General features: G+C 58.3%; 11 protein-coding genes and 1 pseudogene. 2 read left to right on the forward strand and 10 right to left on the reverse strand.

The window, feature by feature from the left end:
* Positions 1-9: 9 nt before the first annotated feature.
* Positions 10-291, forward strand: coding sequence for an acyl carrier protein (locus BMY52_RS04360; protein ID WP_090251397.1), 282 nt, complete (start codon positions 10-12; stop codon positions 289-291).
* Here BMY52_RS04360 and BMY52_RS04365 read toward each other — a convergent pair.
* The 9 genes from BMY52_RS04365 to BMY52_RS04405 all read right to left on the reverse strand — a co-directional run bounded on the left by BMY52_RS04365 (position 239) and on the right by BMY52_RS04405 (position 9,789).
* Entirely contained in the window at positions 239-1,477 is a 1,239-nt protein-coding gene (locus tag BMY52_RS04365; protein WP_245740566.1) for a glycosyltransferase, read from the reverse strand. The genes BMY52_RS04360 and BMY52_RS04365 overlap by 53 nt on opposite strands.
* Positions 1,478-1,542: 65 nt before the next feature.
* Complete coding sequence (locus BMY52_RS04370) at positions 1,543-2,700, reverse strand: glycosyltransferase family 4 protein (RefSeq protein WP_425429218.1); 1,158 nt, start codon at positions 2,698-2,700, stop codon at positions 1,543-1,545.
* Between the two features lie 51 nt (positions 2,701-2,751).
* The gene (locus tag BMY52_RS04375) at positions 2,752-3,948 is read right to left on the reverse strand and encodes a glycosyltransferase family 4 protein (RefSeq protein ID WP_090251402.1); all 1,197 of its coding nucleotides are present in this window, start codon (positions 3,946-3,948) and stop codon (positions 2,752-2,754) included.
* Positions 3,945-5,294, reverse strand: a complete 1,350-nt coding sequence (locus BMY52_RS04380; RefSeq protein WP_090251404.1) for a phenylacetate--CoA ligase family protein — start codon at positions 5,292-5,294, stop codon at positions 3,945-3,947. The genes BMY52_RS04375 and BMY52_RS04380 overlap by 4 nt, the downstream gene beginning before the upstream one ends.
* Positions 5,295-5,351: 57 nt before the next feature.
* A complete protein-coding gene (locus BMY52_RS04385) occupies positions 5,352-6,479 on the reverse strand; it encodes a TIGR03088 family PEP-CTERM/XrtA system glycosyltransferase (protein ID WP_090251602.1) in 1,128 nt (375 codons plus the stop codon).
* A 31-nt stretch (positions 6,480-6,510) separates the two neighbouring features.
* On the reverse strand, positions 6,511-7,251 hold the full coding sequence (locus BMY52_RS04390) for a class I SAM-dependent methyltransferase (protein ID WP_090251406.1): 741 nt from the start codon (positions 7,249-7,251) through the stop codon (positions 6,511-6,513).
* 193 nt (positions 7,252-7,444) lie between these two features.
* Positions 7,445-8,287, reverse strand: a complete 843-nt coding sequence (locus BMY52_RS04395; RefSeq protein ID WP_090251409.1) for an FkbM family methyltransferase — start codon at positions 8,285-8,287, stop codon at positions 7,445-7,447.
* Between the two features lie 44 nt (positions 8,288-8,331).
* Positions 8,332-9,246, reverse strand: coding sequence for a hypothetical protein (locus BMY52_RS04400; protein ID WP_143050423.1), 915 nt, complete (start codon positions 9,244-9,246; stop codon positions 8,332-8,334).
* Between the two features lie 291 nt (positions 9,247-9,537).
* Positions 9,538-9,789 (reverse strand): type II toxin-antitoxin system Phd/YefM family antitoxin, encoded by a 252-nt coding sequence (locus BMY52_RS04405; RefSeq protein ID WP_090251415.1) that lies wholly within the window; start codon positions 9,787-9,789, stop codon positions 9,538-9,540.
* A gap of 127 nt (positions 9,790-9,916) precedes the next feature.
* Between BMY52_RS04405 and BMY52_RS04410 the strand changes: the two genes are divergently transcribed.
* Positions 9,917-10,984 (forward strand): 3-deoxy-7-phosphoheptulonate synthase, encoded by a 1,068-nt coding sequence (locus tag BMY52_RS04410; protein WP_090251417.1) that lies wholly within the window; start codon positions 9,917-9,919, stop codon positions 10,982-10,984.
* Positions 10,985-11,098: 114 nt separating this feature from the next.
* Here the strand turns inward: BMY52_RS04410 and BMY52_RS04415 are convergent.
* A pseudogene (locus tag BMY52_RS04415) lies at positions 11,099-11,392 on the reverse strand (HigA family addiction module antitoxin).
* Positions 11,393-11,451: the final 59 nt, after the last annotated feature.

Consider the following 11,451-nt stretch of genomic DNA (forward strand, 5'->3'; position numbering starts at 1 on the left):
CATCGAGGCATGAACGCAAGACTCACTCCTGACGATTCGAACCTTCAAAGGGCAGTCCTTGAGGTGCTTGACGACACCCTCGAACTGAAAGGTCGCACGGCCAGGTTCGATGCGGACACGCCCCTACTCGGTGCGCTACCGGAACTGGACTCACTGGCCGTTGCCTGGCTGATACAGGGACTGGAAGGGCGTTTTGGTATCCAGATCAACGATGACTGCGTGGACGCAGAGGCCTTTGCTACCGTGGGGACCTTGACCGCCCGCGTGCGTGACTGGCTGCAGAAGAACTAGAGCAGGAAGACTCAAGTATCTTTTGCAGGGCAGCCACCAAAGGGGGGATCTTCTTCTCCCAGACCTGTTCTTGAGCATGGGTGAGTATGGGCTCTTTATCCCACTGCCGAGCCAGGGCCTTGTGCAAGGATGCCGACAATGCCGCCGAATCCCCGAAGGGCACGATACTCCCCAGTGATTCGTGGTTGATGACTTCGGCATTGCCCCCCACGTTGGTGGTGACCACGGGCAGACCACAGGCCTGGGCCTCCAGAAAGACATTGGCCCACCCCTCAAAACGCGTGGCAAGGACGAAGACATCTCCCGCGGAATACACCCAGCGCAGCTCATCGGCGGGCACCGACCCCAATAAACGCACACGATCCCCAAGCCCGAGTTCGCGCACCTGTTCCTGCAGTGCGTGCTCGTTATTGCCATCCGGCCCCCCGCCACCGGCGATAAGCAGGTAGAGATTGGGGTATTCACGGGCCAGATGGGGCATGGTGGCGATCACACGGTGATGCCCCTTGCGCTCATTGAGGCTTCCCACAGACACCAATACACGGGCGTCCTCCGGAACCCCCCATCGGGAACGGGCCTCAGCCCGAGGTTCCGGGCGGAACAGATCCAGATTGATCCCATTGGACATCACGGTAACCCGCTCCGGGGATTCACCCAGTGCCATGGCGGTGTCGCGCAGTGAGGCCGATACCGTGAAGATGTGCGCCGCTCCCGCCATGGCCCTGCGGGAGAGCCAAAGACGCACCCGGGTTTTGGCGATGCGATTAATCGTGCCACGCAAGGTGATGGTATAAGGCACCCCCAACCCTCTCCCGAGCAGCCAGGCAGCCACGCCATCAGGGTAGATGAAATGGGAATCGATGACCCCGATACCCCTGTCACGCTGAATTTGACGCAGGGTTCGCAGGCTTCCCAGGGCCTCGAATAGGCCGTCCAGCGCCTTGAACATCCCGGGAATGCACAAGAAATGCGGATGGTAGACCACCAGGTCTTCTTGTATCTCCTTGTAGGGAACCGATGGCCTGTATCCCGGCCGGAGCCTTCGCAGCAACGATTGCCCGGGTGTCCAGGGGACGGGGGCCACCACCACGACGGGCAGCGTCTCACCCACCCTGCGCATGCGCTCCCGGACGAATACACCAAATGTCGGCTGGGCGCCATTGGGATAGACGTGAGATAACACCACGACAGCGCCCCTTGGCGCAGGCTCACTCGGGGTCGTTTGCGGCCCCCCTTGCGCGACTTGTGATCTCAATGGGCACGCTCCACCAGATCCACTACGCGGGCGGCATTCGCTTGCCAGTGGTAGCCCTGCTGAATCACCCGCTCGGCGGCGCATCGGCCCATTTCCCTGCGGCGGTCTTGATCTACCAGCAGGGCGGCCAACGCCTCCTCCATGGCTGGCCAGTCCCGCTCTGGAAAGAGTGCGGCGACGCGGCTATCCACGACCTCCGTAATATTGGGTTTCTCCGGCGCCACCACGGCACGCCCGATGGCCAGATACTCAAACAGCTTGATCGGGGATGCGTAGCTGGTGACATCTGGCTGTACCGCAATATCCATGGCGGCGATATGGGCTGGAATGCCCTCCCGGGGCACAGACCCGGTAAAGATGATCTTGTCCTCCAGGCCCTGCCGAGCCACCTGCTCCTTGAGCTCGAGCAAGGCCGGCCCCTCCCCCACGATCAGGAAACGAGCCTCGGGAAATCTGGCGCAGAGCCTGGGGGCGGCGGCCAGCAGGCCGTCAACCCCATGCCACGGCCGAATCCAGCCCACAAAACCGATCACGGTAGAGGCCTGGAATCCGTATCGATCCCGCACGAGTGTGCCATCAACCCCAGCATGAAACATGTCACGATTGACGCCATTGGGCATGACCAGCAACTTTTCTCTTGGGATGCCTCGATCCACAAAGATCTGCGCCATTGCACTGGTGACCACGATGGTTTTATCGGCGTTTTGAATCAGCCAGTTCTCCACTCCCTGGGCCAGCCTACGAAATACCAGACCACCGTGTTGGTCCAACTCCATGCTCAAAGGCGCATTCACTTCGAGGATAAAAGGCTTGCGCAGCAGGCGCGCCATCAATAAACCACTGACGCAGAAGAGGCTGTAACGCTCGTAAATAAAATGCGGTCGAAAGCGCAGAATCGCGCCGCTCAAGACGATGAAGGCGACAAGGTTATACGCCATGGCCATCAGCTCGTACAGGGCATGCGGCACCCCAAGACCAAACAAGGAGTTGCCTTGCAGGGAACCGCTGGACCTTGTGGATGAACGCCTTGCCAGCGGCGCCACCTTCAACACCTGATGCCCGAGCTCTTCAAACGCTTGGCAGAGTTCATGTACGTGGATCCCTTGGGCATCTTCGCCTCGAGTGCGATGATGATAGACAATTTTCAATGGCACTTGCCCCATGATCAAGTTCGTTGTGTCGCTGGTTGCATGAAGAGTGGAGTTTTAAGTGGAGTGACCCTGGGTTGTGTTGAACTCAGTCAGCAGAGACTCCAGCTTTTTTGCCTGGGCCTCCCACGTGTAGTGAGCAAGCACCGTTTTTCGGCCCTCGCTTGCCATGCGCCTTCTTTGCCCCTTATCGCTTAGCAGGGCCAGGACCTGATCTGCAAATGCCTGGGGTTTGACGGCTATCCGTACATTCGCGCCATCCCTTGCCTCCAACCCGTCCACGGCCAGGGGCGTGGCAACGATCGGCACCCCCATGGACCAGGCCTGCAGGATCTTGTTCTTGATACCAGAGCCCAGGCGCATGGGGCAGGCAAAGAGTTGGGCACGGGCCAGGTACGGTCGGATATCGCTGACAAACCCTGTCACCTCGATGGCCTTATCGTGAGCCAATGCCTTGATTTCCTCGGATGGATCCTGCCCCACCAAGGTCAGATGGACATGGGGCATGACACGCCGGATACAGGGGAGAATGTCCCGTGCCAGGTGGCAGGCCGCATCCACATTGGGCGGAAAACTCAGATTGCCCTCGAACACGATCTCACCCGAGTTCTGCGCCTTCTTGAAAGGCGGCGCGAAAAAAGTTGCATCCACCCCATTGGGGATGACGTGCGTGGGCACCTGGGGGCAGTTTCGAACAAAGGATTCACGATCCGCCGGTGCCACAAATAGAACCGCGCGCGCCCGTGGTGCCAGCCTGCGCTCGAAGGCCAGCGTGAGTCGATAGCGCTTATACAGCCTTAACCATCGATAGGGGCGACGCTCGCGCAACAAAAGCCGACGCAGCGTCAAGCCATCGTGATCGCACTCATCGACGAGCACGGGGATGTTCAAATCATCCGGCACCGAAGGCATGAGCCTGAATCCGCCCACCCACAACACATCATACGAGTTTTCCTGGTGTAGTCGCCTGATGGCCTGCAGCATGGTCTGGCTTGATGGCACCAGTTTTTGCGGATTCATGGCATCCATGATCCGATGCCATGCCCCCCTGCCCCGTGGTGGCAGCCAATCTGCCACGTGCAGGATCTCTCCAAAACACCCCTGCAAACCCTCGTAGGGTTCCGGCTTGGCCCCTGCGTGCACCAAGTCCACTCGATGGCGCGTGGCCAGGGCAGGCACGTAATGGGTCAGGCGCAGATTCTGCCCGTCAGTCGGCGGAGAGGGGTAGCCGGTAAACACCGCCAGGATCTTCAAGGCTCGAAACGTCCGCTGCAGGCCTCACTGAGCACCCAGCGATACTTGCCCGAGCGCTCAGGGAGGATAGCTTCAGGGAACTCAAATCGCACTGCCACGGGCTCATCCAGGATGGCCTGCAGCTTTTCCCGAAGGGTCGCCAATTCGGCATCGGATAGGCTTTGCGAGCACACCAACTGCACATCCAGGCTGTGGTCGGGGCGCTGATAGATGCGGAACTGTCGAAGTTTCGGCCATTCACGCAAGACATAAACCGGGGCAAGGCTGTGTATGGTCTTCCCGTCACGCCCCACCAGGAAATCATTCGAGCGCCCCTCCAGCCTGCCAAGCAATGGGCCAGGGCGACCGCAGGGACAGGCATCCTCGTTCAAACTGCCCCGATCACCGATTCGATATCTCACCAGGGGCATCCCATAGCCATCCAGGTTGGTCACCAGCAGCTCACCGACACCCTCGGCGTCCGGTTCGTCCACCTCCACATGGACGTGCTCCCCCATGACATGCAGATGGCCGAAAGGGCACTCGTGGGCCACGAGCCCCCCATCTCGAGAACCATATTCATTGACCACAGGGCAGCCGAAGGCCGTCTGCATGGCCTGCCTTTGATGGTCAAGCAGCATCTCCGAGGTGCAGGACACGAGGGCGGGCCGATAATTGCCTAAAGCCTGGGGATGGTCCAACAACCACAAGGCCATGCGATAAATGACAGTGGGATATCCGTAGATCAATCTTGGCTTGAAGCTGGCCAAGTAGGCCGCATACCCTTGCAGGCGGGCGTCTGTGAGATCAAATGCAGAGAGCAGTGCCAGGTTCAGTAACCATCGATTCTTGAATGCAACAAGACGTGTCTGCTTGCCCAGCTCGATAGGAGACCCCCAGAAATCCAGTTGGCGCTGCCCAGGCAGCACGCCAAACCAGCTCCGTGCAAAGTATTTCTGGGCGTTATGGCGTGATTCTTTGACCTTGTCGCTATAGAACGTAAGGGGCTCACCGGTGGAGCCCCCCGTATTGGATGGAATCAGCCTCCCCCTCCACATGGGGGCCACCAGGTCTTCGCGATGGTTGCGAATGTCGTGGCGGGTGAGCACGGCGAGCCTGCGAAAGCCTTCAGGCGTCAGTGTTTCCATGTCTCTCAGACCGGCAGCCGACAATGTCTCTTTGTAGTAAGGCACGTGCCGTTGACAATGAGTTAGCAAGGCTTGAAGACGCTGCCAGCGCATTTCCTGGCGCGTCGACGCATCAAGCTGCTCCAGTCGATGATAGCCGGCATAGGCAGACATGGTGCCCCGCCCCCTGAGGCGCTCATGCAGCGGCAATAACACAAAACGCGTCAATCTTTCGTCCAATGCATCCTACCTCATGGCTCTAATGGTCACGCGGCAATCACCGGCCGTCAGCGGCCGTCAGCGGACCCTGCACAACAATCCGGCATACAGTTCATCATACCGATGGATCATTGCCGACAGGCTGAAGGCCGTCTCCACTCGCTTTCGGGCGGCTTGCCCTTCTCGCCTGATCCGCGCTGGATCATCCAGGTAATGAACCAGGACTTTCGCCAATGCTGCCGGGCTTGACGGCGGAACGAGGCTGCCTGTCTCGCCCTCGACCACAAGTTCGGGTAGCCCCCCCACTCGGCTGGCCACCACGGGCAGTCCACTGGCCATGGCCTCCAGCACCGTGACCGGCGTGCCCTCTGCCAGTGAGGGAAGCACGAAGATATCCATGCCAGCCAGTAGGATTGGGGTGTCATCCCGTGCCCCCGTCAGCCAGACCTGATCCGACACATCGAGGTGCTCCACCTCGCGGGCGATGGCATCACGCTCCGGCCCATCCCCCACCAGCACGAGCCGCAAACGTTCAAACATTTCGGGCCGCAGCGATCGCAGTTGGGCAAAGGCTCGCACCAGGGATACTTGATCCTTGACGGGCTGCATGCGACCCACCGTGCCTATCACGAGGGTGCCTTGGGAGGTGTCAAATCCCGGCGGCATCAGGGGCGCATCGGCCGGTGAGCGCGGTTTGAAGCGTTGCGTACTCACCCCGTTGTACAAGAGCGCCGCACGGCCACCGGGTATGCCTATTCGGTGCAAGTACTCCAGGAGATCACTGGACACGGCGAGGTGCCGATGCACAAAGGGGCTGAGCAGGCGCCTGAGGCGCTGAAGCTTGACGTTACTGCCATCCAGGTCACCCATATCGCGCCCATGCTCGGCATGGATACGCACCGGCACGCCCGCCAGCCAGGCAAGCGGCTGATATTCCAGTGCGGCCATATTGCACGAGTGCAGGATATCGGGACGCAGCCGCCGCATGAGACGCCAGAATCGATACCCGGTCGTGAGCCCAAGCCCGGGGGGTTTGTGCAGGGCGTGGATGGCGGTATCAGGCGGAAGCCGATGGAGGAAGTCGGGGTTAAAATCATCGAGGCACACCACCACGTGGCGATACCGGTCGCTGGGCAAACCCTGGATGAGCTCCAGCAGGATGTTCTCCAACCCCCCCACATCCAGGCGATAGATGAGATGGGCCACCAAGGGACGGGGGCCAGGGCTTGCATTTGCGCTACTCACTGGGCTTTCTCGCCGACAACAGCACGGCGTGACTCGCGAGGGAACCAAGCCAGGGTAAGGCGTGAAACAGTTTTCGCGCGGACCGGGTTTCCACGCCCCACTGCAGCCGGTGCCATTGGGTGGGCACGATGGGCACCCAGTGCACCTGCACGTCCATAGCACCCGCCGCCTCCAGCCATGCTCCGAATTGCGAAACGCGATCGTAGCGAAGATTGAGCGAACGCCGCCGCAGGCGGGCTTGCGCACGTTTGGCAAGGGTATGCAGGCAATTGCGATTCAGCACGTCAACCCAGATCTGGCCTCCTGGCTTGACCACCCGCACCATTTCGGACACTGCCCGTTCGGGACGTGATAGCGCCTGCATCACACCGAAACAGATGATCCCGTCCAATGCGCTGGACTCGATGGGAAGTTGCGTGACGTCCCCTACGGCCCAGGGGGTGTTATTCAGCGAGTTTCGCACGCAGGCCTTTTGCAGGGATGGAAGGGAGTAATCCAGCCCAATGGCGCTGACGCCTTGTTCGGAAAGGTAACGGGTGTAACTGCCGGCACCACAGCCGGCATCCAGCCAGAGCGAGCCGGGCACATCCCCGGGCCAAAGGCGCTGGAAGTTGCGCAGCCGAGTGTCCAGGCCCGAAGCCGTCCATCCGGCAATCTCGGCATCATCCTGAAACCGTTGGCCGCGTTCCACAAAGCGGCGTCGCCATTGTTCTTCGAATCCTGGGCGGGTCATGGGGGCTTTTCTTGGTTATTTGCGGCAAGTGTAACGGATCCCATCCGCCCGGGTCATTCCCCGAAACGCACAAGTCGCTTTTAGCGTTACTCCGACGAGACCCACGGGGCTGTCGGATTCGGTGGGTTTCAAGAACGGCACGGATGTGCGATACCCTGCGAGCATTCTAAATTCCCATCCAGTCTCAATGCAGTTAGGCGGCTCCCTGTATATTCTTATCATGAAAACAAAACAAGGTCTCGCCGGAAAGGATATAATCGAAGGGATATTGGCTCACGCATGAAAAAAACGAACGACTAGTTCCTTGCCAGGGCAATACCCAGTCATCCAGCTCAATCATTATAAGGTGACAGTCTTCGACCCATTCACAATTCCGGGAAAAAAGCTCGCCTTGAGCACCTTCGATATCGATTTTGATGATAAATGGTGAATCCACTCCGGCCCGCCTGCAGAGGTCTTCGACAGTATACGCCGGGACAGTATTCTCGACTTGCACTTCACCTTTTCCCACTTGAAAGGCACTGGATCCAGCCTGAGGGTTCTTAATATTCACATAGCCACCCTCACTCCAGACAGCACCCCACACGGGCAATACCGCCCCCCCCAAACCAGCCAGATTTTTCTCTAGAAGGCTGAAGTTTTCCTTATCTGGCTCCACCACCACTATTGTGGCCTCGGGGAACATGTTAGCAAGATATAGCGATGAAAGCCCAATATTACCCCCACAGTCCAGTATGACAGGGCGCTGGTTATTGGCTAACTTCGACCGATATGACTCGAAGACACGCGCACTTTGGGAAAACTTTTCAAGCCTATATTGCTGGGTCACCAAGCACTGCCAAAAGATTGCATGATCACTTACTGTATTCCTAAGAAACACACTATTAGGATAACCCGGCAAACGGCATTCCAACAAAGAGTCATGCTTTCGTAACAACCGTGACTCGCTTGAAAACAGCAACTGCAAACCACGCCAAAACCCAAAGGCGCGAACATAATTTGGCACTTTGGCAATGAGTCGATACAAGCGATTCATGAATAACACCCCCTATGCTTTAAGCGGCATGAAGCAGAGGACACCTACAGATTCCGCATCACACGGTTGGCGAATCGCCGGTAGTCATCTGTGTGAAATCGATCCGATCCTATAAAATGCACAGCCGAAACCCGACCTGAAAATCCACCCTCGTATACCGGAAATCGATAATTTTGATATTTGGGCCAAGGTAAAAGCATCCCGCCGCAATCACTCGAAATCATCACGTTTGACGCAAATTGCTCTGACCCCCATTGTTGCCAAACCGCGTCGCCGAGCAATTGCGCATAGAACTCGCTCAGCGCCTGCAGGTCGCCGAATCGAAAAGCGCCTTGGGCAAAACCTGCAAAGCCCGAGCAGCCCCTGAGGTATCTATCAACGCAATCAAGGGGAATTTGATCTAGGTGTGCTTCGCATATGGGTTGAATGTGCGAGTTCCCCCAGCGCTTGGCCAGCTTCGCCATGTACGCGAGGTCCGCACCATCCGTCCACATCGGCCCTCCTATCATAAAGCTTTGGTTGGCCCGGACGGCATTATTGATCTCCGGTAAAGGACCAATAAAAAGAAGATCAGAATCAATCTGGATCACGTAGGCATTCTGGGACCGCTTAATAATATAAGCCAGGCGCTCCCACGTGCCACCGGAAGGACAGCGACCCAATTCCACATCGGCTATTGGCGTGATCTGAACCCCTTGAAGATGGTGCTTGAGGGTCGAGTAGTCATCCGCCGTCAGGCTCCCATCATCTAAAATTTCTACCTTGACTTGACCAAACTGGTAAATGAAGGACTTGATGGCAATCAACGCCGCCTTAACTGCCGCATGATGAACTTGCGATACGACAACCACTCCCGCTTCGACGTTGGCAAAAACAGGTTCAGTTTCTACAATGAAAGCCTCATCACGTGAGAAACGCCACCGATAAAAATCACGACGAAGGCGCCGTTGCAGTCGCATAAGGAAATCCAACATTTTAAGCCCCCAGTCATTCAGGCTTCTACCTGAATCCGTGACGAACCCTCATCACACTTCATGATGAATCTTCAAAAACAATAAGATAATCGAGAAAGTCAGTCCACTTTACTGGACCAGCTGGGCACACCAGATGCCCCTCAGATACCCTCGCCTCAAGCAGTCACCGCGCCCTGGACCAGGACAACAATACAAATTCAGCGTAGGCAAGATCTTCATCACTGCCATCCGCAAACAGCCATCGCATGGTCACGGAATTATCCAGGACGAACAGCATCAGTCCCTGCCTTCCTCGATCAAGGTCTTGATATCGACGCCAGTGATGGGCACGCGATCGCGCATGAAGGCCCGCATGCGTGTTGCCGCCACCTGAGCTGAACTGGCCTCGGGCTCCACATAAGGCACCAGTTGAGCCACGGGCTTACCGCGCTGCGTGATGGTTACCCGCCCGCCCGCCTGAACCCGACGAAGATACGCTGGCAGGTTGGTCTTGGCCTGATATGCGCCAATCGTTTCCTTCAGGGACATGGGCACTTTGCACTAGACTAGCTTGGCAGACCAGTCTATTTGACCGCCCCCCTGCCCCGCAACGCACAGCCCCCGTTTTTCGCGTTAAACTGGGAAGATTGCCATTCACATCACCCGGACACGCCGTATGAGCAGCGCACAGACTGACAACCTCAACATCGCCTCCGTGGATTACATGCCTTCGCCGCGGGAGATCAAGACCCAGTTACCCATGTCCGAGGCGGCGGAGCATACGGTGCTGCAGGGGCGTCAGACCCTGTGCGACATTCTGGATCGCAAGGATCCGCGGCTGTTTGTGGTGCTGGGGCCCTGCTCCATCCATGACCCGGAGGCCGGGCTGGATTATGCCCGGCGGCTGAAGGTGCTGGCGGATGAGGTGGCCGACACCATGCTGCTGGTGATGCGGGTGTATTTCGAGAAACCCCGCACCGCCGTGGGCTGGAAGGGTTTCATCAACGACCCCTACCTGGATGACACCTTCCGGATTGACGAGGGCATGGCCAAGGCGCGGCGTTTTCTCATGGACATCAACGAGCTGGGCCTGCCGGCGGCCACCGAGGCCCTGGACCCCATCGCGCCACAGTATTACGGGGATCTGATCGCCTGGACGGCCATCGGTGCCCGCACGGCGGAGTCGCAGACCCACCGGGAGATGTCCTCGGGGCTGTCCACGCCGGTGGGCTTCAAGAATGGCACGGATGGCGATCTGGGCGTGGCGGTGAACGCCATCCTGTCGGCCTCCAGTCCCCATAGTTTTCTCGGGATCGGCAGCGATGGCCAGTCGGTGATCCTGCGCACCCGGGGCAACCGGTACGGGCACCTGGTGCTGCGCGGTGGCAATGGGCAGCCTAACTACGACACGGTCTCCGTGGCCCTGGCGGAGCAGGCCCTGGAGAAGGCGGGCATCCCGAAGAACATCGTGGTGGACTGCTCCCACGCCAATTCCTCCAAGAAGCCGGAACTGCAGCCCCTGGTGATGAAGGATGTGATGCATCAGATCCGCGAGGGGAATCAGTCCATCGTTGGCCTGATGATCGAGAGCTTCATCGAGGCCGGCAACCAGCCCATGGCGGAGGATCGCTCAAAACTGCGTTACGGCTGCTCCATCACCGACGCCTGCGTGAACTGGGCCACCACGGAGGAGATGATCCGTGAAGGGGCCGAGGTGTTGCGGAAGGTCCGCAAACAGGCCTGAGGGGCCTGCTTTCAGTCTTCGAGTGAGCCGATGCGGCTGTTAGCTGATCCATGATCGGGCGCTGAAAACGGGGATACGGCTATGACCCAGAGTGAATTCTTCACCGGCTCATGGTTATGCGGGATTCAACTGGACTTTGTGAACCCTGTCGAGGCTAATGCTTTTGCCTGCGTGCCAAAGGTCATAGGAATCTTGCATCGCAAGCCAGCTTTGCGGTGTGCGGCCAAGTGCTTTCGATAAACGCTATGCCATTTCAGGGCTGACGCCGCTTTGCTGCTTGAGGATCCGGCTCAGAGTAGATGGAGAGACGTCCAACTGCTCTGCCAGGTACCGGCAACTGAGCCCATAGGGCTCCATATAGGTTGCAAGGATGAACTCGCCAGGATGGGGGGGATTGTACATAGCCATCAGTGATAATCCTCGTAATCGAGCAGATACGCATTGCCATCGTAGAATTCGAGGGTTAG

The sequence above is a fragment of the Ectothiorhodospira marina genome (genome assembly GCF_900109495.1).
GTDB classification, from domain to species: domain Bacteria; phylum Pseudomonadota; class Gammaproteobacteria; order Ectothiorhodospirales; family Ectothiorhodospiraceae; genus Ectothiorhodospira; species Ectothiorhodospira marina.

What these genes read in the sequence shown, in the direction of transcription:
- BMY52_RS04360 (WP_090251397.1), top strand. Translation starts at nt 10, where the DNA reads ATGAACGCAAGACTCACTCCTGACGATTCGAACCTTCAAAGGGCAGTC.
- BMY52_RS04390 (WP_090251406.1), bottom strand. Translation starts at nt 7,251, where the DNA reads ATGACCCGCCCAGGATTCGAAGAACAATGGCGACGCCGCTTTGTGGAA.
- BMY52_RS04395 (WP_090251409.1), bottom strand. Translation starts at nt 8,287, where the DNA reads ATGAATCGCTTGTATCGACTCATTGCCAAAGTGCCAAATTATGTTCGC.
- BMY52_RS04400 (WP_143050423.1), bottom strand. Translation starts at nt 9,246, where the DNA reads ATGCGACTGCAACGGCGCCTTCGTCGTGATTTTTATCGGTGGCGTTTC.
- BMY52_RS04405 (WP_090251415.1), bottom strand. Translation starts at nt 9,789, where the DNA reads ATGTCCCTGAAGGAAACGATTGGCGCATATCAGGCCAAGACCAACCTG.
- BMY52_RS04410 (WP_090251417.1), top strand. Translation starts at nt 9,917, where the DNA reads ATGAGCAGCGCACAGACTGACAACCTCAACATCGCCTCCGTGGATTAC.